23 protein-coding genes and 1 tRNA gene are annotated in these 20434 nt (G+C 62.2%); 17 read left to right on the top strand and 7 right to left on the bottom strand.

The window, feature by feature from the left end; translation table 11 throughout:
• The first annotated feature begins 50 nt into the window (after window positions 1–50).
• The 4 genes from cysS (at window position 51) to BLP10_RS01800 (ending at window position 4247) form a co-directional block, all read left to right on the top strand.
• Window positions 51–1520 (top strand): cysteine--tRNA ligase, encoded by a 1470-nt coding sequence (gene cysS / locus BLP10_RS01815; RefSeq protein WP_091128871.1) that lies wholly within the window; start codon window positions 51–53, stop codon window positions 1518–1520.
• Window positions 1520–2029 carry a GNAT family N-acetyltransferase gene (locus tag BLP10_RS01810; RefSeq protein WP_091128868.1) on the top strand — a complete coding sequence of 170 codons (510 nt, stop codon included), beginning with the start codon at window positions 1520–1522 and terminating at the stop codon, window positions 2027–2029. The genes cysS and BLP10_RS01810 overlap by 1 nt, the downstream gene beginning before the upstream one ends.
• A complete protein-coding gene (gene cimA, locus BLP10_RS01805) occupies window positions 2026–3621 on the top strand; it encodes a citramalate synthase (protein WP_091128865.1) in 1596 nt (531 codons plus the stop codon). The genes BLP10_RS01810 and cimA overlap by 4 nt, the downstream gene beginning before the upstream one ends.
• A 176-nt stretch (window positions 3622–3797) precedes the next feature.
• Window positions 3798–4247, top strand: a complete 450-nt coding sequence (locus BLP10_RS01800; protein ID WP_091128861.1) for a DMT family transporter — start codon at window positions 3798–3800, stop codon at window positions 4245–4247.
• 9 nt (window positions 4248–4256) lie between these two features.
• Here BLP10_RS01800 and BLP10_RS01795 read toward each other — a convergent pair whose 3' ends face one another.
• Window positions 4257–4865 (bottom strand): LOG family protein, encoded by a 609-nt coding sequence (locus tag BLP10_RS01795; RefSeq protein WP_091130048.1) that lies wholly within the window; start codon window positions 4863–4865, stop codon window positions 4257–4259.
• Between the two features lie 130 nt (window positions 4866–4995).
• Between BLP10_RS01795 and BLP10_RS01790 the strand changes: the two genes are divergently transcribed.
• The 7 genes from BLP10_RS01790 (at window position 4996) to BLP10_RS01760 (ending at window position 11211) form a co-directional block, all read left to right on the top strand.
• On the top strand, window positions 4996–6294 hold the full coding sequence (locus BLP10_RS01790; protein WP_175493731.1) for a LysM peptidoglycan-binding domain-containing protein: 1299 nt from the start codon (window positions 4996–4998) through the stop codon (window positions 6292–6294).
• Window positions 6295–6383: 89 nt separating this feature from the next.
• Window positions 6384–8297 (top strand): ABCB family ABC transporter ATP-binding protein/permease, encoded by a 1914-nt coding sequence (locus tag BLP10_RS01785; protein WP_091128853.1) that lies wholly within the window; start codon window positions 6384–6386, stop codon window positions 8295–8297.
• Window positions 8298–8350: 53 nt separating this feature from the next.
• The gene (locus tag BLP10_RS01780; protein WP_091128849.1) at window positions 8351–9052 is read left to right on the top strand and encodes a phosphatidylserine decarboxylase; all 702 of its coding nucleotides are present in this window, start codon (window positions 8351–8353) and stop codon (window positions 9050–9052) included.
• 141 nt (window positions 9053–9193) lie between these two features.
• Entirely contained in the window at window positions 9194–10051 is an 858-nt protein-coding gene (locus BLP10_RS01775) for a CDP-alcohol phosphatidyltransferase family protein (RefSeq protein ID WP_091128846.1), read from the top strand.
• A 106-nt stretch (window positions 10052–10157) separates the two neighbouring features.
• Entirely contained in the window at window positions 10158–10808 is a 651-nt protein-coding gene (locus tag BLP10_RS01770; protein ID WP_091130044.1) for a Maf-like protein, read from the top strand.
• A 21-nt stretch (window positions 10809–10829) separates the two neighbouring features.
• Window positions 10830–11036: a DNA gyrase inhibitor YacG gene (yacG, locus tag BLP10_RS01765; RefSeq protein ID WP_091128842.1), complete on the top strand. Its 207-nt coding sequence runs from the start codon at window positions 10830–10832 to the stop codon at window positions 11034–11036.
• A 99-nt stretch (window positions 11037–11135) separates the two neighbouring features.
• Window positions 11136–11211, top strand: a tRNA-Phe gene (locus BLP10_RS01760).
• Between the two features lie 161 nt (window positions 11212–11372).
• Here BLP10_RS01760 and BLP10_RS01755 read toward each other — a convergent pair.
• On the bottom strand, window positions 11373–12071 hold the full coding sequence (locus tag BLP10_RS01755; protein WP_091128839.1) for a FadR/GntR family transcriptional regulator: 699 nt from the start codon (window positions 12069–12071) through the stop codon (window positions 11373–11375).
• A gap of 104 nt (window positions 12072–12175) precedes the next feature.
• Here BLP10_RS01755 and BLP10_RS23040 point away from each other — a divergent pair, with 104 nt between their 5' ends.
• Both BLP10_RS23040 and BLP10_RS01750 read left to right on the top strand, forming a co-directional pair.
• Window positions 12176–12328, top strand: coding sequence for a hypothetical protein (locus tag BLP10_RS23040; RefSeq protein WP_175493730.1), 153 nt, complete (start codon window positions 12176–12178; stop codon window positions 12326–12328).
• A 78-nt stretch (window positions 12329–12406) separates the two neighbouring features.
• Window positions 12407–13384, top strand: a complete 978-nt coding sequence (locus tag BLP10_RS01750) for a bile acid:sodium symporter family protein (RefSeq protein WP_091128835.1) — start codon at window positions 12407–12409, stop codon at window positions 13382–13384.
• Between the two features lie 10 nt (window positions 13385–13394).
• On the opposite strand, the gene BLP10_RS01745 is transcribed toward BLP10_RS01750, so the two are convergent.
• Window positions 13395–13703, bottom strand: coding sequence for a hypothetical protein (locus tag BLP10_RS01745; protein ID WP_091128831.1), 309 nt, complete (start codon window positions 13701–13703; stop codon window positions 13395–13397).
• Between the two features lie 114 nt (window positions 13704–13817).
• Between BLP10_RS01745 and galE the strand changes: the two genes are divergently transcribed.
• The 4 genes from galE to BLP10_RS01725 all read left to right on the top strand — a co-directional run bounded on the left by galE (window position 13818) and on the right by BLP10_RS01725 (window position 17730).
• Window positions 13818–14810 carry a UDP-glucose 4-epimerase GalE gene (galE, locus tag BLP10_RS01740; protein WP_091128827.1) on the top strand — a complete coding sequence of 331 codons (993 nt, stop codon included), beginning with the start codon at window positions 13818–13820 and terminating at the stop codon, window positions 14808–14810.
• 110 nt (window positions 14811–14920) lie between these two features.
• Window positions 14921–15448 carry a DoxX family protein gene (locus tag BLP10_RS01735; protein WP_091128823.1) on the top strand — a complete coding sequence of 176 codons (528 nt, stop codon included), beginning with the start codon at window positions 14921–14923 and terminating at the stop codon, window positions 15446–15448.
• 165 nt (window positions 15449–15613) lie between these two features.
• Window positions 15614–16657, top strand: coding sequence for an outer-membrane lipoprotein carrier protein LolA (locus tag BLP10_RS01730; protein ID WP_091128820.1), 1044 nt, complete (start codon window positions 15614–15616; stop codon window positions 16655–16657).
• Window positions 16658–16755: 98 nt separating this feature from the next.
• On the top strand, window positions 16756–17730 hold the full coding sequence (locus BLP10_RS01725; RefSeq protein ID WP_091128817.1) for a phosphoribosylaminoimidazolesuccinocarboxamide synthase: 975 nt from the start codon (window positions 16756–16758) through the stop codon (window positions 17728–17730).
• A 12-nt stretch (window positions 17731–17742) separates the two neighbouring features.
• Here the strand turns inward: BLP10_RS01725 and BLP10_RS01720 are convergent, their stop codons facing one another.
• The 4 genes from BLP10_RS01720 to BLP10_RS01705 form a co-directional block, all read right to left on the bottom strand.
• Window positions 17743–18507 (bottom strand): alpha/beta fold hydrolase, encoded by a 765-nt coding sequence (locus BLP10_RS01720; RefSeq protein WP_175493729.1) that lies wholly within the window; start codon window positions 18505–18507, stop codon window positions 17743–17745.
• A 281-nt stretch (window positions 18508–18788) separates the two neighbouring features.
• Window positions 18789–19181: a DUF1622 domain-containing protein gene (locus BLP10_RS01715; RefSeq protein ID WP_091128810.1), complete on the bottom strand. Its 393-nt coding sequence runs from the start codon at window positions 19179–19181 to the stop codon at window positions 18789–18791.
• Window positions 19182–19256: 75 nt separating this feature from the next.
• Entirely contained in the window at window positions 19257–19460 is a 204-nt protein-coding gene (locus BLP10_RS01710; protein ID WP_091128806.1) for a YgaP family membrane protein, read from the bottom strand.
• A 107-nt stretch (window positions 19461–19567) separates the two neighbouring features.
• Window positions 19568–20296: a L,D-transpeptidase gene (locus BLP10_RS01705; protein ID WP_091128804.1), complete on the bottom strand. Its 729-nt coding sequence runs from the start codon at window positions 20294–20296 to the stop codon at window positions 19568–19570.
• Between the last annotated feature and the right edge of the window lie 138 nt (window positions 20297–20434).

Here is a 20434-nt window from a genome sequence, read left to right as displayed (position 1 = left end):
CAAGAATGAAACCAATCTCCGGCCTCGTGGCCTGATAGGGACTTGGTTTCATGGCGCCCCAGCTGAAACTCTACAACACGCTTACCCGGTCGAAGGACGCCTTCGTCCCGATCGATCCTACGGGTGTGCGCATGTATGTCTGCGGCCCCACGGTTTACGACTACGCCCATATCGGCAACGCCCGCCCCATCATCGTCTTCGACCTTCTGTTCCGTCTGTTGAGACATGTGTACGGCACGGAAAGCGTGACGTATGTGCGCAACATCACGGATGTGGACGACAAGATTAACGCCCGCGCCGCTCGCGATTACCCGGACCTGCCCCACAACGACGCCATCCGGGAAGTGACCCGGAAAACCGAGGAACAGTTCCACGCCGACATCCGCGCCCTCGGCGTCCTGATGCCGGAGGACGTGAACCTTCCCGGGCAGCGGCCGAGCTTCGTCGAGCCTAGGGCGACCGAGCATATCGACGAGATGCGCATGATCATCGAGCGTCTCATCGAGCGGGGGACCGCCTATGTGGCCGAGGAGCATGTGCTCTTCTCGGTGTCGGGCATGCAGAAGCTCTCCGGCGTGCCGCAATACGGCGCCTTCTCGAAGCGTTCCCTCGACGAGTTGCTTTCCGGCGCCCGCGTGGATGTGGCGCCCTACAAGCGCGACCCCATGGATTTCGTTCTCTGGAAGCCGTCCGGCCCGAACGATCCATCCTGGCCCTCGCCAGCAGGCATCAAGACACCGGGCCGTCCCGGCTGGCATATCGAGTGCTCCGCCATGTCGTGGAAGCACCTGATCCAGGCCTTCGAGAACCGTCTCACCTGCAGCGACCCGACCGAGCGCGAGATCTTCGACATCCACGGTGGCGGCATCGACCTCGTGTTCCCGCACCACGAGAACGAGATCGCGCAGAGCTGCTGCGCGTTCGACACGCCGCGGATGGCCAATGTCTGGATGCACAACGGCTTCCTGCAGGTGGAAGGCGAGAAGATGTCGAAGTCGCTCGGCAACTTCTTCACCATCCACGATCTGCTGAAAGACTGGCCGGGCGAGGTTTTGCGCTTCAACATGCTGCGCACCCATTACCGCCAGCCCATCGACTGGACGGCGAAGGGACTTGAGGAAAGCCAGAAGACCCTTGACCGTTGGTACGACCTTGCGGGCCATGGCGATGCTGCACGTCTCTCCGAGCAGGTCGTCGAGGCTCTCGCGGACGATCTCAACACGCCGAAGATGCTGGCCGAGCTCCATGCTTTGGACGGGCAGGGGGCACATGAGGAACTCGGTGCGAACCTGCGCGCCATGGGCTTTCTGGCCGAAGGGGCTGAGGCATGGAAGGCGCGTAAGCAAGCCTCGCTTTCCGTCGATCCCGCTGTGGTCGAAGGCTTGATCGCCGCCCGCAAAGAGGCGCGGGCATCGAAAAACTGGGCTGAGTCCGACCGCATTCGCGACGAACTCGCGGCGTTGAATGTCGTGGTGAAGGACAACAAGGACGGCACCACCACTTGGGAGGTTGCACGCTGATGGGACAGTCATTGCCGAAGCCTGGGCTTCGTCCCTTTCTTCCCGCCGACATGCCAGCGCTCGTCGAAATCTTTCAGGCGAGCATCGAAGAGTTGACGGGAGAGGATTACAGCGAGGCGCAGCAGGAAGCCTGGATGATGCAGGCCGACGATGCGGACTTTGCCCAGAAGCTGACGAAGGATCTCACGCTCATCGCGACGCTTGAAGGTTCCGCTGTCGGTTTCATTGCCTTGAAAGACAACGAGCTGATCGAGCTCTTCCATGTGCATCCCGCCGTGGCGGGGCAGGGGATCGGCACCATGCTCTATGACGCGGTGGAGAAGCTCGCCACCGCGCGCGGCGCGTCGCGCCTCGTGGCAGAGGTGAGCGACAACGCCCAGCCCTTCTTCCAGAAGCAGGGCTTCCAGCCGCAACGCCGCAACACCTTGTCTCTCGGAGACGAGTGGCTCGGCACCACCACCATGGAAAAGCGCCTCGCATCCGCCGAGGACAGGAAGTTGTCATCATGACCCGCGAGCGCGTCTATCTCTTCGACACGACCTTGCGCGACGGCGCGCAGACCACGGGCGTCGATTTCTCATTGGAAGACAAGCGCGCCGTTGCAGCGCTTCTCGACAAGCTCGGGATCGATTACGTCGAGGGCGGTTATCCGGGCGCTAACCCGCTCGACACCACCTTCTTCTCTGAAAAGCGTACGAAGAACGCCAAGTTCACGGCCTTCGGGATGACGAAGCGGGCAGGGCGCTCCGTCTCGAACGATCCCGGCGTCTCGGCGCTTCTCGACGCGCAGGCCGATGCGATCTGCTTTGTCGCGAAAGCCTGGGATTACCACGTGCGGGTGGCGCTCGAGACGACGCCTGAGGAGAACCTCGCCGGTATCCGCGACAGCGTCGAGGCCGCGCGCGCCAAGGGGCGTGAAGTAATCGTCGATTGCGAGCATTTCTTCGATGGCTACAAGGCCAATCCGGATTACGCGCTCTCCTGCGCGAGGACGGCCTATGAAGCCGGTGCGCGATGGGTCGTGCTCTGCGACACCAATGGCGGCACCCTGCCTCACGAGGTGACGGAGATCGTGACGTCCGTCACGAAGGTCGTGCCAGGTGCTCATCTCGGCGTTCACGCCCACGACGATTGCGGCTGCGCGGTTGCCAATTCGCTCGCCGCAGTCGAGGCAGGAGCCCGTCACATTCAAGGCACGCTCAACGGCCTCGGAGAACGCTGCGGCAACGCCAACCTCATCACGCTGATCGGTGCGTTGAAGCTGAAGGATGTTTACGCATCGCGTTTCGATCTCGGCGTGTCGGACGAGGCTTTGAGCGGGCTGACCCATGTGTCCAGGCAGGTGGACGAAGTCCTCAACCGCCAGCCCAACCGCCATGCTCCGTTCGTCGGCGCGAGCGCGTTCGCGACCAAGGCGGGCATCCATGCCTCAGCCGTGCTCAAGGACCCGCGCACCTACGAGCATGTGGAGCCGGATGTCGTCGGGAATGCGCGCAAGGTGCTGGTGTCGGATCAGGGTGGGCAGTCGAACATCCTCGCCGAGCTCAAGCGTTGCGGCTTCGAACTGGAGAAGGGCGATCCGCGCATCGCCCGCGTGCTCGACGAGGTGAAGCGCAAGGAAGCGGAAGGCTTCGCCTTCGAGGGAGCGGACGCTTCCTTCTACGTGCTGGTCAAGCGCATGCTGGGCGAGGTTCCTGCCTTCTTCGACGTAGAGCGCTTCTCGGTCAATGTGGAGCGCCGCTACAACGCCATGGGCGAGCTCGTCACGGCCTCGGAGGCCATCGTGAAGGTGCGCGTGGGCGATGAGGTTCTCATCTCCGCCGCCGAAGGCAACGGTCCCGTGAATGCGCTTGACGTGGCCTTGCGCAAGGACCTCGGCAAATATCAGAACCTGATCCAGGATCTGGAGCTGGTGGACTATAAGGTGCGCATCTATCAGGGCGGCTCGGACGCCGTGACGCGCGTGCTCATCGAATTCACCGACGCCACGGGCGAACGCTGGACCACCATCGGCGTGTCGGCCAACATCATCGACGCCTCGTTCCAGGCCCTGACGGATTCCATGATCTACAAGCTGCTGAAAGGCGGGGCGACGCTTTAAGCGTTTTATGCGGATCCAAACCGTCATTCTGACGGGCCACTGAAGGCTGCATCTCGAAGGAGCTTCCGGCATGTGCTGGGACTGCCTTCGGGACGGCACTGATGCGCGTTGTCAGAAAGAGGACGGCGCTTGACCGTCAATCAAGAGCGGCTTTCATCTCCATTATGAGACAACCCATGAGCATCTCACTTTTACTTCCCCTCTTGGGGATCGTTCTGGGCGGCATTTTCGTGGCCGCGCAGGCCCCCATCAATGCATCGCTGGCCCGGGCGCTGGGAGACCCTCTGTTGGCGGCAGGCGTTTCGTTCGGAGTCGGCTTCGTTCTGCTCGCCGTCATAGCCTTGCTTCGGGGTTCATGGCCCGCGGAGGGCGCAATGGCCGCTGCCCCGTGGTGGGCTTGGCTCGGTGGGGTTCTGGGAGCTTTCTATGTAGCCATCGTCATCTGGGGAGTGCCGCAACTGGGCGCCATGAGCACTGTGGCCGCGCTGATCTTCGGCCAGGTAGTTGCTGCTCTGCTCCTGGACGCCGTTGGAGGCTTTGGCCTGCCTGTGCAGGCGATTACCTGGCAAAGACTCATGGCAATCGCGTTTATCCTGGGCGGGCTCCTTCTGTCCCGCGCAGGATGAGTTCTCTTTTCAGAACTTGGACTCGATGAGATCCGCATTCTCGACGATGCCGACGCGGCGCGCCGCGTCCTGAAGCATCGGGATCACGTCCTCGACCTTTTCGGCCACGAGGTAGTTGAGCTCGAGGCCGGGACGGATGAAGCCCTGGTCGCGCATATGGGCGAAGAGGGTGAGCAGCGGCTTCCAGAAGCTCTTCGTGCTCAGCATGAGGATCGGCTTCGTGTGACGGCCGAGCTGGGCCCATGTCATCTGCTCTACGAGCTCCTCCAGCGTGCCGATGCCGCCCGGAAGAGCCACGAATGCATCGGCCTTTTCGAACATCAGGCGCTTGCGCGTGTGCATGTCCGGCACGACGATGGTTTCCTGCACCTCATCGAGGAGCTTCTCGCGGGATTTCAGAAAATCGGGAATGATGCCTGTGACATAACCGCCGTTATCGAGCGTTGCCTGGGCGACCGTGCCCATGAGGCCAACGTTGCCCCCACCATAGACGAGGCTGATTCCCTGCTCGGCCATGTAACGGCCTAATGCCGCCGCATTTTCAGCGAAAACGGGATCGTCTCCGAAGCCGGAGCCGCAATAAACACAGATTGATTTGATAGGCTTGAGTTCTGACATGGGCGTTCCGGGGAGGCGGGGAGCCTCCCGCGTTGAATCATAAAACATACAGATTCCCTTATATGGCCGTAGCCTTTTGAAAGATAAATGGTTTAAATGCATGAAAGTGCCGCGGTTGAGAAAAAGCAGCATGGCTCAGGCGACAGAAATCAAAGGAACCATTGCGATCCTCGGCGCAGCCGCCGCAGGCGTCGTCGCAGTTCTTGTCGGTGCCCTTTACTGGGCCTGGCCCAGCACCCCTGAAACCTCAAGCCAGACCCCTGCGCCTCAAGCCGCTCTTCAGCAGCCTGCTCCACAGCAGAAGCCCGCAGCCGGGACGCCAGCCAAGGCACCGGAACCCAAGGCCGCCGAGACCAAGCCGTCCGAGCCTTCCATCGTGCCATCCTTCGATCTGGTTCGCGTGGAGCCCAATGGCGAGAGCGTGATCGCCGGGCGCGCGGCTCCCGGCGCGACCATCGAGCTGATGCGGGGCGATCACGTTCATGCCCGCGGCGTGGCCGATGCATCCGGCCTCTTCGCCATCGTGCCGCCGACCCTTCCGCCGGGTTCTCATCAGGTAGCACTGCAATCCATTGCTCCGGATGGCGTGCGCCAGCGTTCCCCCCAGACCGTAACGGTGGTGATCGACGCGGCCCAGAAGCGGCCCCTAGTGACCCTTACCACGCCGAACCAGCCGACGGTGGTTCTCTCCAATCCCGAGCCGCCTGAGCCGCAGGTCGCCCAGAAGGAGCCTGAGCCGCCGGCGAAGCCCGAGGAGCCCGCTCAGCCTGCGCCTCAGCCGCAGCAGCAGGCCAGCGCCAATCCTGAACCTCCTGCTCAGCAGCCCCCCGCTCAGCCCGCAACACGTCCCGAGATCAAGATAGTGAGCGTGGAAGCGGAGAGCGGGAAGCTGTTCGTGTCCGGGCTCTCGGCTCCGGGAGCGACGGTGCGCCTCTATCTCAATGAGACCCTCATCGCTCCAGGCGGCGCAGGGGGAGACGGCAAGGTCTCCTTCTCGATCGGCTCCGGCGTTCGTCCGGGCGATTACCGCATCAGGCTCGATGACGTGGACCCGGTTTCCGGGCAGGTGAAGTCCCGCGCCGAAGTCGGCTTCAACGTGCCGGAGCAGGTTGCCTCCGCGTTGCCTGAAGTCCCCGTCGCCTCGGCCACTCCCGATGTTTCCATCCAGGTGCAGTCTGCCGAGAAGCCCAACGTCGATGCTCAGATCGCCGCGGCGGGGGAGGCGGGAACGGTCGTCATTCCCAACATCAACACGGCCATCATCTCCAAGGGCGACAATCTCTGGCGGATCAGCCAGCGGATCTATGGCGCGGGCTACCGCTACACGGTGATCTACGGGGCGAACAAGGATCAGATCCGCAATCCTAACCTGATCTATCCTGGCCAAGTTTTCGTGCTGCCGACCGAGCAGGAACAGAAAACCAACTAAGTCTGGCTAGACCTGCGGGCATGGCAGGGTGAATTCCTGTGCTCGATCCCTTATATCGGGGTCCGATAGTACATTCGGATTCTCTGATCATGCCCCCCACCGCCTCGGTCCCCTCGACGAGCGCCACCGTGCGCAAAGCTAACGGCTTGGCCGAAACCTGGACGAAGCTCTGGCCCTATCTCTGGCCGCAAGGGCGGCCCGATCTCCAGCGCCGCGTTTTTCTGGCTTTCGGGCTCCTCCTCGTCGCCAAGGGCGTGACGATGGTGACGCCGTTCGCCTTCAAATGGGCGACGGATGCCCTCGTGGCGGTCACCAGCAGCGGCAATCAGGCCACGGAAGCGGCCGCCACCGCCGGATCGTGGCTGTGGAAGTCGCCGATCATTCTCACCATCATCTATGGCGTCACCCGGATCCTCATGGCGGTGCTGACCCAGGTGCGCGACGGCCTGTTCGCGAAGGTCGCCATGCATGCGGTGCGCAATCTCGCGCTCCAGGCCTTCGAGCATATGCATCGGCTGTCCCTGCGGTTTCATCTCGAGCGCAAGACCGGCGGCCTCACCCGTGTGCTTGAGCGTGGCCGCGAGGGCATCGAGGAATTGTCGCGCCTCGTGGTGCTGACGCTGGTGCCGACCATTCTCGAATTCGTGCTGGTTCTCGGCCTTCTCGCCTGGGAGTTTGACTGGACCTATTCCGCCGTCGTCTTCGGGATGGTGGTGGTCTATCTCGCCTATACCTACAAGGCGACGCAGTGGCGTATCTCGATCCGCAAGCAGATGAACGATTCCGACACGGACGCCAACACCAAGGCGGTCGACTCGCTGCTTAACTACGAGACGGTCAAGTATTTCGGGGCCGAGCAACGCGAAACCGCGCGTTACGACCGCTCCATGGAACGCTACGAAAAGGCTTCGACGCAGACTTACACCTCGCTTGCCGTGCTGAACGCAGGTCAGGCCGTGATCTTCTCCATCGGCATGGGCGTCGTGATGGTGCTCGCGGCGCGGGACATCATGGCAGGGCGCGTTTCCGTCGGCAGCTTCGTGCTCGTGAACGCCATGCTGGTACAGCTCTACATCCCCCTGAACTTCATGGGCATGCTCTATCGTGAGATCAAACAGGCGCTCATCGACATCGACGACATGTTCAACATCATCGAGCGCAACCCCGAGATTCAGGACAAGCCGGGGGCGAAGCCGCTTGAGGTCAAGCAGGCCGTCGTACGCTTCGAGGATGTGCACTTTTCCTACATTCCGGAGCGCCCAATCCTGAAGGGCGTGAGCTTCGAGGTGCCGGCCGGGCACACGGTCGCCATCGTCGGGCCTTCGGGCGCGGGCAAATCCACCATCTCGCGTCTCCTCTTCCGCTTCTACGAGCCCACGAGCGGGCGAATCCTCATCGATGGGCAGAACATCGCCGACGTGCAGCAGGGATCGCTCCGCAAGATCATCGGCATGGTCCCGCAGGATACCGTGCTGTTCAACGACACGATCGGCTACAACATCCAGTACGGCCGCTGGGACGCGTCCGAGGAGGAGGTGAGGGAAGCCGCTCGCCTTGCTCAGATCGACCGCTTCATCAAGCTCCTGCCGGAAGGCTACGACACGCCCGTCGGCGAGCGCGGCCTGAAGCTCTCAGGGGGCGAGAAGCAGCGCGTGGCCATTGCCCGCACCATCCTGAAGGCACCACCGATCCTGGTGCTCGACGAGGCCACATCGGCCCTCGATACCTTTACGGAAAAGGAGATCCAGGATGCCCTCGACCGGGTCAGCCGGGGCCGTACCACCCTCGTGATCGCCCACCGCCTGTCCACCGTGATCGGTGCCGACGAGATCATCGTGCTCGATCAGGGCCGCATCGTGGAGCGGGGCAATCATGCCAGCCTGCTGGCGCAGGGCGGGGTCTATTCGTCCATGTGGAATCGCCAGCGCGAGGCCGATCAGGCCCGCGAAACGCTCAAGCGCACGGAAGAGCAGGAACGGTCCGGGGAGAGCGTGGCAGGTTGACGGGAGCGCCGGCTCCTGCCATCCCCTCGCAAACTCAATAAGGTTTCAAGCGAATGACCGATATCCTGGAATCGATGCGCCGCATCTTCGTCCCGATCCACAAGGAGGGTTATCCCTTCATCCTGATCGCGCTGTTCGCGACCATCGTCCTGGCTTGGCTCTGGTCGCCCCTGGGCTGGATCGGGGCCATCCTCACCGTGTGGGTGTGCTACTTCTTCCGCGATCCGCCGCGCGTGACCCCCATGCGCGAGGGCCTCGTGATCTCCCCGGCGGACGGGCGGGTGAACCTCATCACCACGGCCGTTCCCCCGGCCGAGCTCAGCCTCCCCCCTGAGCCGATGACCCGCATCTCGGTCTTTATGAACGTGTTTGACTGCCACGTGAACCGCTCGCCGGTCACGGGCCGCATCGAGCAAATCCTTTATACGCCGGGCCTTTTCCTCAATGCCGAGCTCGACAAGGCGAGCGAGGACAACGAGCGCAATGCCCTGGTCATCGAGACAGCGGGCACCCGCATTGGCGTGGTGCAGATTGCCGGACTCGTGGCGCGCCGCATCGTCTCCTTCGTAAAGGTGGGAGATTCCCTGAGCACTGGCGAGCGCTTCGGCCTCATCCGCTTCGGCTCGCGCCTGGATATCTATGTGCCCATGAGCGCGCAGGTGCTGGTCGGCCTCGGCCAGACGGCTGTGGCCGGCGAGACGGTTCTGGCGGATCTCACCGCCAACGAGCCCGCCCGCCAGTATCGGGTCGGCTAACATCTTCGTCAGCGGAGGCCGGTTCCCGGCCTCCTTTGACCCTTTGGACGGAACTGTCCACAGCAGTTTGCGCTTCTCCCATCATCCGCTCACTGCTCAGCTCGGCTTGCCGGTCGGGCCCGCTCCTCCTAGGTTCATGTCATGAGTGACCTCTTCCCGCCCTTTGCTCCGGATCCGAACGAGCCGCGCAAGCGCCTCTTCAAGCCCGTTCCGGTTCGCGTCATCATCCCGAACATCATCACCCTGATTGCCCTGTGCCTCGGCCTCACGGCGATACGGCTGTCTTTCGAGGGGCGCTATGAGCCCGCCGTGGTCGCCATTGTCGTGGCCGCGCTGCTGGACGGGATCGACGGACGCATTGCGCGGATGCTGAAGGGCACCTCCCGCTTCGGCGCGGAACTCGATTCCCTGGCCGATTTCGTCAATTTCGGCGTTACTCCGGCGCTCATGCTCTACAGCTTCCTGCTGCACGAGCTGAAGGCGATCGGCTGGATTGCGGTACTGGTCTTCGCCATCGCCATGGTACTGCGCCTCGCCCGCTTCAACGTGATGCTCGACGATCCGAACCGGCCCGAATGGAAGAAGAACTTCTTCACCGGCATGCCGGCCCCGGCGGGGGCGCTCACCTCGATGCTGCCCCTCTACCTTTCGTTCCTGGGCTTCTCGATCGGCCCCGCCGCTGCTCCCATCGCGCTCGTCTATCTGCTGGGATTGGCCTTCCTGATGGTGTCCACCATTCCGGTTTATTCGGGCAAGACCATCGGATTGAGGGTGCCGCGCCAATGGGTTCTGCCGATCTTCGTCATCTCGGTGGCGCTGTTCGGGCTCCTGGCGAATTTCCCCTGGGAGATGCTGACAGCCATTACGGTTCTCTTCCTGGCCTCAATTCCGCTGAGCGTCCTGCGCTACCGTCAGCTCGAGCGCACGGAAGCTCAGGGAGCGGCTCCCGTTCCCCAGCCGGTTTCGCCATCGGAGAGCGAACCGCCTCCGGCAGCTTGATTCACGCGCGCTCGGTGCCATGTTGTGACCGGGCGTAGCCTTAGGCCTGAAAAGCAAGCAATAATCGTGCAGGGCTTAAGGATTGCCCTGAAGCGTGGAGATCAAAGTGGCGTCGTCTTCCGAGGTGTCGAATTCAAGCCTGCGTCCGAAGCTCGTGCTGGCTTCCGCCTCGCCCCGCAGGCTCGCCCTGCTGCAGCAGGGCGGCATAGAGCCCGATGCCCTTCTGCCCGCCGATGTGGACGAAACACCCTTGAAGAACGAGGGGCCCAAGGACCTCGCCAAGCGCCTCGCGCGCACCAAGGCGGAAGTGGCCCGCAAAACCGCACGCAACCGGGAGGACCTGAAGGACGCCTACATCCTCTCCGCCGATACGGTGGTGGTGGTCGGCAATCGTATCCTGCCGAAGGCCGAGGTGGTGGACGAGGCAGCAGGATGCCTACGCCTGCTCTCGGGGCGAGCGCATCGGGTCTATACTTCCATCTGTCTCGTCACTCCGAAGGATTCGATCCGTGAGCGGCTCGTGGAAACCCGCGTGCGCTTCAAGCGTCTCTCGCGGGAAGAGTTCGAGCGTTATCTCGCCTCCGGCGAATGGCGCGGCAAGGCGGGCGGCTATGCCATCCAGGGCCTCGCGGGCACCTTCGTGGTGAAGCTGGTCGGCTCCTACACCAACGTGGTGGGATTGCCGCTCTACGAATCCGTGGCACTGCTGGACGGGGAGGGTTATCCCGTGCGGTTCACCTGGCTCGACGCCGCCTGAACCCTGAAAAGGAGGCAAGGCATGGATCCAGCCAACGAGAACACGCCGAAAGCACCCGCTGGCAAATGCCCGATCTGCGGCAAGCCGACTGTCATGGAATACAAGCCCTTCTGCTCCAAGCGCTGTGCGGATGTGGACCTGAACCGTTGGCTGTCAGGAACCTACGCCATTCCCGCCGTCGACGACCCTGAGGATCGCGGCGAGGACGACCGGGAAGACACCGAATAACTTTTCTTATAAAATTTTCTCACGCGGCGGCTGGACAGGCGACAAAGGTCTGACTATACAACCGCCCACGACGCGCACGACAGAAGTCGCGCATCGGATGCCCAGGTAGCTCAGTTGGTAGAGCATGCGACTGAAAATCGCAGTGTCGGCGGTTCGACTCCGTCCCTGGGCACCACTTCTTCCCATCTCAGCGATAGATTACTTCGAGCGGCGAAATATCGAGCCTTGCCTCAGGCGGTTTCGGTAGATGGCCTCGCTTGAGCCAAGTCACCGAAGTAGGGCGCGAAGCCGGTGCTGAAGTGAGCTTTCTTGTTCAGCCCTAAAGCAAGTCTGCTTTTACTCCGTAGACTCATTGATCATGATTGTCCGAATGGCGCTCAGATGGTCGAACATGGCCTGCCGCGCTGCCTCCGGATTACGAGCGGCGATGGCATCGACGATGGCTAGATGCATGCGCCCCTGTTGAGCTGCATATTCCTTCTTGCGCGCCCGTCGGAAGGCAAGGTCGTGCTGCCGCTGCCAACGGGCGCGGCCGCGCACGGACGAGAGAACATCCAAAAAAGCGATCAGCAGCGGATTATTGGTGATCCGAGCGATGCCTTTGTGAAAGGCGTCATCTGCCTGTTCATAAGCCTGCCAGTCAGGTGCCTCACTGCTCTTCAGTGCATGACTGCGCAAGAACGTGATCTCCTCGGCAGAGGCATAGAGTGCCGCTGCGCCCGCGATCGGCGGCTCGATCAAAATTCGTGCGTCGAGCACATCGGCGGGTGAGGCCATCTCGGCCAGGACCGAGGGGCGGATCGGTTCATGAGCCGGGCGCGGCCCGACGAAGGTGCCTTGCCCCACATGCCGCCAGATCAGACCCTCCTTTTCGAGCACATCGAGCGCTGCCCGCAGGGTATCGCGGCTGCATCCGAGCTTGGGGGCCAGAACCCGCTCAGGCTCAAGCCTATCCTGCGGACCGTAGACGTTCTGCCTCAAATGGGCGCGCAGACGCTGTGTGGCATCATTCGTCGACAGGCGTACCCGAGCCATGACATCCAGACCAATTTTCAGACCAATTAGGTTCCGCCGTACGTATCAGACCTGGCTCTGTCAAGAAAGCCGTGCCGAGTTCCCCGGAGCAGAGGAGAGGTCTGATGCGAAACACGTTTGTCGAACGATTTTTTGATGATGCACCCGCCCAGGATGGCGCCGTCCGCGCCGGACGTCTCTTCGGCACCATTCTAGGGCTATCGATCTACCCCATGTTCGTCTGGATCGTAATCGACGGCCTCTTTCGGGTTCTGTGAACCATGACCCGCCTCAAGGCGAGAGCGGCTGGCTGAGCCAGCCGCGACAGCTCTTCAACGATCCACCAGGAACAGACAATGCGAAAGATCGATCCCTTCCTTCTACTGATCATGGGAGCCGTTGCCGTGGCCAGCGTCGCTCCAGCTCAGGGGACGGGCGCCGAGGTTCTCGACATTCTTGGGATCCTGGGGATCGCATTGCTGTTTTTCGTCCACGGCGCAGCCCTGCCACGTGAAACTGTGATCAATGGTCTGGTCCAATGGAGGCTGCATCTCTTCATCTTCGCCATCACATTCGTGGCGTTCCCAATCATCGTCATGCCGTTCGGCATCCTGCCGGCGGCTTGGATGCCAGCCGATCTGCTTCTCGGCTTTCTTTATCTGGCGGCGCTTCCATCCGCAGTCTCGTCATCGATTGCATTTACTGCGATGGCCAACGGCAACGTGCCGGCAGCCATCTGCAGTTCAGCTGCGTCGAACGTTTTTGGGCTGCTCCTGACGCCGGTTCTGCTGTCGCTGCTCACACGAACCTCGGTGGAAGGTGGGTTCGACCTGACCCAGGCCTTGGGCGACGTGATTCTCCAGCTCCTCGTCCCTTTCGCGGCGGGCCAGCTCGCTCGTCCCTGGCTGGCAGGCATCATGAGCCGGCATGAGCGGCGGATCGGCCAGCTGGATCAGGCGATCATCCTGCTGATCGTTTATACGGCGTTTTCGCAGACGGTCGTCGACGGCCTGTGGTCTTACCTCCCACCAGCGAGCGTTGTTTTGACGGTGATCCTGTGCCTGGTGCTGCTGCTAGCCGTTCTCGCCGTCACGACCTTCATCGCCCGTCGCTCCGGCTTCTCTCGTGGAGACGAGATAGCGGCGGTGTTCTGCGGCTCCAAGAAAAGTCTGGCATCAGGCCTGCCGCTCGCAAAGGTGCTGTTCGCGGCCGCCCCCGGCTTCGGCATGATCGTCCTTCCGATCATGTTCTATAACCAGATCCAGATTCTCGTAGGCGCGGTCCTCGCCCGCCGTTATGCGCGGAACGAGGCAATGCACATGGTCTCGCGTTAGAGGCCGCGCCTCACTTGATCGCGTCGAAGAGCGGGCCTGAGCACTGGACGACGAGGATCAGGAGCAGGATGCCGAAGAACCAGAGCCAGGAGCCGGATTTCTGCGGCTTCGCAGGTTGAGCGGCAGGAGCGGCTTGAGGCTTGAAGATCGGGACGGGCGGAGCGGGCAGGCGCTCGATCAGTTCTGCAGCCTCAGCCCGGACGCGGCCTTCCGTGCCGATGAAGCGAAAATGCACGGGGATGCCCCCGACGAAGCCAACCTCCGCCGGTTGAACCTCGGAATCGTGATGGACCCACCAATATTCCGTGCGGTCATTCATGCGGCATCCTCTCAGAATTTGCAGGCTAGCCCACCTTTTTTGCCAGCAGGTTGTACTGGAAATCCAGCCTCATTAAAGCGACCATACAAAAAGGGCACTGAAGGGGGATATGGATTGAACGTACTGGTGACTGGAGGCGCCGGCTATATCGGCGGCCATATGGTGCTGGCCCTGCGCGATGCGGGGTACAAGCCTGTGGTGTTCGATAATCTTTCGACCGGATTTCGCTGGTCCGTGCCGGAGGATGTTCCCCTCATCGTGGGCGATATCGGCGATTACGAGCTGATGCTCCAGACCCTGCGAGCCCATTCCATCGACGCGATCGTGCATTTCGCCGCCAAACTCGTCGTGCCTGAATCGGTACGCGATCCATTGGGTTATTACCTGAACAACACGGTCAAAAGTCGTTCCCTGCTGGCTGCCGCGGTGGCGGCGGGGATCAAGACTTTCGTCTTTTCCTCCACGGCGGCGGTTTATGGCAATGCATCCGACAAACCTCTTGCGGAGGACGCGCCATTGGCGCCCCTGTCGCCTTATGGAAGCTCCAAGCTGCTGACCGAGGTGATGCTGAGGGACGTGGCGGCGGCTCACGACATGCGCTTCGTGGTTCTGCGCTACTTCAACGTGGCAGGATCGGACCCTGCCATGCGGCATGGCCAATCCACAGTCAATGCAACCCATCTCATCAAGGTGGCGGTGCAGACGGCGCTCGGCATGCGCACCCACATGGAAGTCTACGGTACGGATTATCCGACGCCGGACGGCACCTGCATTCGTGACTACATCCACGTCAGCGATCTGATCTCGGCCCACATGCAGGCGCTCGAATATCTAGGCAAGGGCGGCGAGAGCCTCGTGGTGAATTGCGGCTACGGGCACGGCTATTCCGTCTCTGAGGTGATCGACACGGTCCGCAAGGTTTCAGGCCGTCCGCTCGAGGCACGCATCGGACCGCGGCGCGATGGCGATCCGATCACCATCGTGGCGGATTCAAGCCGCATCCGGTCCAAGCTCAAATGGGAGCCCCGGCACGACGATCTCGCCACCATCGTGGAGCACACCCTGCGCTGGGAAACCATGCTGCGGGAGCGGAACCTGAAGCTCTGACCGATTGGCTATGGACAACCCCGACGCGATAAGAACAGGTTAAGAACCTCTGCCTCATACAAAGGCCGCGGCCCGGCGATTCCGGGGCGCGCGAGGAGAGGGGAACGATCATGAATTCTGGCGCAACGAACGGAATCCTGCTGTTGAGCCGGGTTCTCCTTGCCATATGCTTCCTGCCCCCGGCCACGGCGCGGCTCAGCAACATTTCCGGATTTGCGGCGTCGCTCACCATGAAGGGCGTCCCCTATGGGGACATCGTGGCGACGGCCATCGTGGTCGTCGAGATCGTGGCACCGCTCGCCCTTATCCTTGGTCTCGCGCCCCGCATAAGCGCCTCCGTCCTGATCGCAGCGCTTGCGATCACCACCGGAGCCTTGCACCGCTTCTGGGAATATGGCGGCCTGACCCGTCAGGGAGAGCAGGCCGTATTCCTCGCCAATCTCGGTGTTCTCTCAGGTCTCCTGTTCTACCTGCTCGTGGGTCCGGGCGCCTGGAGCTGGCAGGGCTGGTGGAACGGCGCAGGTGCCAAGAAACCTGCCAAGAAAAAGCGCCAGACCCGTCCTCGTGCGGCCAAGCCGAAGCCCGCCCCTGTTCGCCCGATGGAGGATGACGAGGACGAATATGCGAATGCCGCATGATTGAGGCGTGCAAAGCCTCCATCCGTCCCTGGACGCGACTCGCTTTCGTCTGCAAGCTCCTGCCTTCATTAAGCCTCTAATCGACGCGATAAGGCGTGACCGCCACGGTTTCGCGGCCTCTCGCCTGGGCGGACATCTGTTGTTTATCGGGTTTGCAGTCGAGCCATGCTCAAGAAGTCTTTGCGTCGTGTTTCCGGTCTTGCCCTTCTGCTGGCGCTCACCTCGCCACTTGCGGCCCAACAACGGACGCCAGATCCGCTAACCCGCTTCCTCGACGGCATCTTCAAGCCTAACCAAGGGCAGGGCGCTCCTGCGGCTCAGCCCCAGGTTACGGAACCCGCAGCGCCTGCGGTCGAGGAGCCTCCGAAGCCTGCCGCAAAGCCCAAGACCGCAGCTCCGAAGCCGAAGGCTCCCCCTCGTCAACAGGCCGCGGAGCCCAAGCCTCAACCTGAGGCGCAGCCCTCGAAGACGCTTGCCGCGCCTAAGCCCGCTCCCGCCAAGCCTGAAGTGAAGCAGGCCGCGCCTGCCCCCGCTGTGTCCTCTCCTGAGCCGGAGCCTGCTTCCAAACCGGCTCCCGCGAAGGTGGCCGAGCCGCCCAAGCCTGCCCGGTCGACCCCGGCTCAGGCCGCGCCGACGCCCACGCCCATCGCGGCTGCGACAGCTGCGGCCACGCCGGTTTCGCCGCCAAATCCCTCATCTCCGGCGGCGGCTCTTGAGCGGGTGAACGCCTATTTCAACGCCATGGACACGCTGTCCGCCTACTTCGTGCAGAAGAACCCCAATGGTCAGCAGGTTGAGGGTACGCTTTCCGTCCGGCGTCCGGGGCAACTGCATTTCGCCTATGCGCCGCCCAGCACGCTGGAAGTCGTGTCCGATGGGCGCAACGTGGCGATCCGCGACAAGAAGCTCGGCACCAACGATGTCTATCCCGTAGGCCAGACGCCCCTGAAATTCCTGGTGCAGGACAATGTGGATCTGGCGCGGGACACCAAGGTCCGCGACGTGCAGATTGCCCGCGACGGCATGATCACGGTGAGTTTCGACGACAGCGCAACGCTCGGCGGCACCTCCAAGATCACCCTGCGCTTCGACAGCCGCGCCAACGCCCTGAAGCAATGGACCATCGTGGATGCCCAGGGCTACGAGACCACCGTGGTCCTCTCGGGTCTCAACGTCGTGCAGCGCAAGAACGCCAGCGCGGGCAACTGATCCCGTGGAAAGGCTTAAACTTTCTTAGGTTGAGGCCTAGCCTGCTTGCGGATTCAGTCTAGAACTCGGCGGAAACCCGAACTCCTTGGCAGGTGAGCATGGTCGATCAAGCAGCCCTTCAGGCTTATGCCGGTTACGTCCTTCAGGATGCGACGATCCCGGAACTGCCGAACCATTACCGGGGCAAGGTGCGCGACAACTACGACCTGCCGGATGGGCGGCGCATCATCATCGCCTCCGACCGCATCAGCGCCTTCGACATCAATCTCGCGTCCATCCCGCTCAAAGGGCAGGTGCTCACGCAGACCGCGCGCTTCTGGTTCGAGAAGACGGCGGATATCTGCCCCAACCACATCATCGAATATCCCGATCCGAATGTGGCAATCTGCAAGAAGCTGACCATTCTGCCTGTCGAGATCGTAGTGCGCGATTACCTCGCCGGCACCACGGGCACCTCGATCCTCTCGCTCTACAAGCAGGGGCAGCGCGAGATGTACGGCATCACGCTCCCCAATGACATGCGGGACAATCAGAAGCTTCCCCAGACCATCATAACGCCTACCACGAAGGCCTTCGACGGCGGCCATGACGAGCCTCTGACGGCGAAGGAGATCGTGGAGCGCAATCTGCTCACTGCCGAGCAGTGGAAGACCGTGTCCGACTACGCCCTCGCGCTCTTCGCCAAGGGCCGCGAGATGGCGGCCGCGCGCGGCCTCATCCTCGTCGATACGAAGTATGAATTCGGCATCGACGAGAACGGCAAGATCATGATCGCCGATGAGATCCATACGCCGGACAGCAGCCGCTATTGGTTCGCGGAGAGCTATCCCGAGCGTTTCGAGAAGGGCGAGCGGCCTGAGAGCTTCGACAAGGATTTCGTGCGCAGCTGGGTGGTCGCCCGCTGCGATCCTTACAAGGATCCAATCCCGCAGATCCCCGCTGACGTGATCCTCGAGACCTCGAAGGTCTATATCGACGCTTTCGAGCGCATTACCGGGCAGAGCTTCTCACTGCCCGATGCCAACGTGCCTGTATTGGAGCGCATTCGGAAGAACCTGGCTCCGTATTTCTGAGCCAGGTTCTCCTTAGAGAAAATCTCTGACCACCTTCGCGACATCCCGCGCCCGCTCGATGGGCAGCATGTGCGTTTCGCCGTTGAACAGCTTGAGCTGCGCGCCGGCGATCAGGCGGGCTGTTTCCTCCATGGCCTCCACATCGAAGAACGGGTCGCGCGTGGCGCCGACGATGAGGGTAGGGGGCTGGATGGCCTGGAGCCATGACGGGTCCTTGCCAAAATCATCGCCTGCCACCGCGTGAAGACCGCGCACGATGATGGCGGGGTCGTTCATCGTCTCGTGAAGCCTCTCCCTTTCCTGCCGGAAGCGCAGGCGCAGCAGCCAGTTGAGCCAGGGGCGACGGAAGACGAGGCCGAACTCCTTCAGGAAGCCTTCGAAATCGCCCTGCCAGGCGCACTCGATCTGCCGGTCGACGCTGCGGCGGCCCTCAGACGAGAAGCGATGCGCGCTCACCATCAGGATCAGGCTTTTCACGAGAGCGGGATGATCCGCGGCAAGGCGTGCCGCCACGAAGCCGCCGAAGGAAATGCCCATCACGCTGGCAGGACCGGTCTCGTCCCGGAGGATCCGCTCCACGTCCTTCACAATCGTGTGGATGCTGTAGCCTGGAGGCGGCGAGGAATCGTAGCCCAGCACATAGATCGGACGGTGAGGCGGCAGGAGCCGCGCGATGCGCTTGGCGTCTCTTTGCGCGTGTGCGGGCGTCGGACGGCGCACGAAGGCCTGTCCACCGTTCAGGACGACGATGGGGTTGGAGCCTGAGCCAATCTTCACGAAAGGGATTCGGTTCAGGAAAGTGCCTGTTTCAAAACTCGTCATAGCAGAAAGCTGTCATTGCAAGCAGCCTGTCACGCCATGACGTGAGAGCAAACAGAGGGCTGCTTCGAACTTGCAAGGGAAACCTGCCGGAGTGGATCGCGCGCTGATGTGCGCAAACGCACGCCATCCATGCGGATGAAACGCTGAGAATGGCAGATTGTGGAGCCGACGGACGCTGGAAGGGCGGCGTCGGCTTGCGGCCCGGAATCCTGTCCTAAGGGCTTTACGTTACGTCGTCAATCTCTTTGCGTGTTCACCGGCACCGCAAAGGAGCGCTCGCCCTTGTGCCGGTCCCATGGCCATCGTCCCTCGATCTCGACTTCGAGAGAGAAGCTCAAGAACGTGCGGATGAGCACGATGCCGCCAAGGATGAGAAGGCTCTGGAGCGATGGCTCGATGGCGACCGTATTGATGATATCGGCGGCAACCAGGAACTCGAGGCCGGGCAGAATCGCGCGTCCGAGATTGGACCGGTAGAGATTGAAGGCATCCTCGCTCCGGCGCCCCTGTAAAACCTGCCAGAGGACGGCGATCGTCGCCCCCAGGGTGCCGAGCACGATGACGGCGATGCCGCCCACTTCAATCACGCGCGTCGTGAGCCGCAACGCCTGCTGGAACCAGTCGTCCATGGGCAATCCTTTGCGAGGAGCATGGACATTGATTCATAGGACAGAGAGCCAGGGGCACCAGGGGTAGGGAAAACCTCAGGTAAAACCGGGCTTGCTTGGAAGCCCAAGCCGCTTGAACATCATCACGACCGGGCAAAGGCCCGTGAACGATGCCTGCACGAGGTGGGCTCCGAGGATTCCGGTCAGCCAGAGCCAGTTGATATTGACGTAGACCGCGAGCAGGACGCTGACGATGATAAGTCCGCCGACGGTGAGAAGGATCGCGCGTTCGACAGTCATGGCGTGCCTCCAGTAGAGACGCAGCCATCATACATCAGGAAAGGCTGCCGATAAAGAAAAGGGCCGGCCAGCGGCCAGCCCCTTGTTTCCATCCATGATGCGCCCGTTCAGTAATACGAGACGCGTTGTTGATCCTGTTCGACATCCGGGAGAGACGTGCCCTGAAGCACCACCACCGGGGAGCCCGTTGGCACGCGGCTGTAGAGGTCGATGATGTCCTGATTGAACAGGCGGATGCAGCCCGAGGACACCGACTGGCCAATGGACCAGGGTTCGGTCGTACCGTGGATGCGGTACATGGTGTCTCTGCCGTTACTGTAGAGATAGAGCGCACGGGCGCCGAGGGGGTTGTCGAGGCCGCCAGCCATGCCGCCAGCCCATTTCGCGTTGCGCTCGGGTTCGCGCTTGATCATCGCGGCAGTCGGTGTCCAGTTCGGCCACATGGCCTTGCGGCCGATCACGGCGCGGCCGGACCACGCCATGCCTTCCTTGCCGACGCCGATTCCGTAGCGGATTGCGCGGCCGCCCTCGCGCACGAGGTAGAGGTAGCGAGCAGCCGTATCGACCACGATCGTGCCGGGTTCCTCGCGGCCATAATAGGCGACCTCACGGCGCAGGAAGCGCGGATCCACTTCGCTGATATCGGTTGCCGGAAGCGGATGCTTCTCGTCGGGGCGCGCGCCATACATGGCCATGTAGGCCGGATCGATACTGCGGATGGCTTGCTGCGGGGGCGGGGAAGTCACGCAGGCAGCCAACGCCAGCGGGAGGGCCAGGACGCAAAAGCGGATCGCGTTCCGCAACGAAGAGAAGCTTGGGGCCGGGAGAGCAAACATCAGTGGGGAGGCTCACAGTTTCTGGTTTTTGGCGTGTGCCGTCGGAACTTGGTCCGGTGGCATTACTCTTAAAGAGAGTTCATAGTTCCGGCAGTGTCCACAAGGTGTTAACGAGGTGGCGGAAATGTGGCTGTGTCC

Origin of the sequence: Microvirga guangxiensis, from assembly GCF_900102135.1 — a bacterium.
GTDB classification, from domain to species: Bacteria; Pseudomonadota; Alphaproteobacteria; order Rhizobiales; family Beijerinckiaceae; genus Microvirga; species Microvirga guangxiensis.
This window is presented reverse-complemented; position numbering and strand designations above follow the sequence as displayed.

Coding starts and splice junctions, on each gene's coding strand:
- cysS (WP_091128871.1), top strand. CDS start 51: ATGGCGCCCCAGCTGAAACTCTACAACACGCTTACCCGGTCGAAGGAC.
- BLP10_RS01810 (WP_091128868.1), top strand. CDS start 1,520: ATGGGACAGTCATTGCCGAAGCCTGGGCTTCGTCCCTTTCTTCCCGCC.
- cimA (WP_091128865.1), top strand. CDS start 2,026: ATGACCCGCGAGCGCGTCTATCTCTTCGACACGACCTTGCGCGACGGC.
- BLP10_RS01800 (WP_091128861.1), top strand. CDS start 3,798: ATGAGCATCTCACTTTTACTTCCCCTCTTGGGGATCGTTCTGGGCGGC.
- BLP10_RS01795 (WP_091130048.1), bottom strand. CDS start 4,865: ATGTCAGAACTCAAGCCTATCAAATCAATCTGTGTTTATTGCGGCTCC.
- BLP10_RS01790 (WP_175493731.1), top strand. CDS start 4,996: ATGGCTCAGGCGACAGAAATCAAAGGAACCATTGCGATCCTCGGCGCA.
- BLP10_RS01785 (WP_091128853.1), top strand. CDS start 6,384: ATGCCCCCCACCGCCTCGGTCCCCTCGACGAGCGCCACCGTGCGCAAA.
- BLP10_RS01780 (WP_091128849.1), top strand. CDS start 8,351: ATGACCGATATCCTGGAATCGATGCGCCGCATCTTCGTCCCGATCCAC.
- BLP10_RS01775 (WP_091128846.1), top strand. CDS start 9,194: ATGAGTGACCTCTTCCCGCCCTTTGCTCCGGATCCGAACGAGCCGCGC.
- yacG (WP_091128842.1), top strand. CDS start 10,830: ATGGATCCAGCCAACGAGAACACGCCGAAAGCACCCGCTGGCAAATGC.
- BLP10_RS01755 (WP_091128839.1), bottom strand. CDS start 12,071: ATGGCTCGGGTACGCCTGTCGACGAATGATGCCACACAGCGTCTGCGC.
- BLP10_RS23040 (WP_175493730.1), top strand. CDS start 12,176: ATGCGAAACACGTTTGTCGAACGATTTTTTGATGATGCACCCGCCCAG.
- BLP10_RS01750 (WP_091128835.1), top strand. CDS start 12,407: ATGCGAAAGATCGATCCCTTCCTTCTACTGATCATGGGAGCCGTTGCC.
- BLP10_RS01745 (WP_091128831.1), bottom strand. CDS start 13,703: ATGAATGACCGCACGGAATATTGGTGGGTCCATCACGATTCCGAGGTT.
- BLP10_RS01735 (WP_091128823.1), top strand. CDS start 14,921: ATGAATTCTGGCGCAACGAACGGAATCCTGCTGTTGAGCCGGGTTCTC.
- BLP10_RS01730 (WP_091128820.1), top strand. CDS start 15,614: ATGCTCAAGAAGTCTTTGCGTCGTGTTTCCGGTCTTGCCCTTCTGCTG.
- BLP10_RS01725 (WP_091128817.1), top strand. CDS start 16,756: ATGGTCGATCAAGCAGCCCTTCAGGCTTATGCCGGTTACGTCCTTCAG.
- BLP10_RS01715 (WP_091128810.1), bottom strand. CDS start 19,181: ATGGACGACTGGTTCCAGCAGGCGTTGCGGCTCACGACGCGCGTGATT.
- BLP10_RS01710 (WP_091128806.1), bottom strand. CDS start 19,460: ATGACTGTCGAACGCGCGATCCTTCTCACCGTCGGCGGACTTATCATC.
- BLP10_RS01705 (WP_091128804.1), bottom strand. CDS start 20,296: ATGTTTGCTCTCCCGGCCCCAAGCTTCTCTTCGTTGCGGAACGCGATC.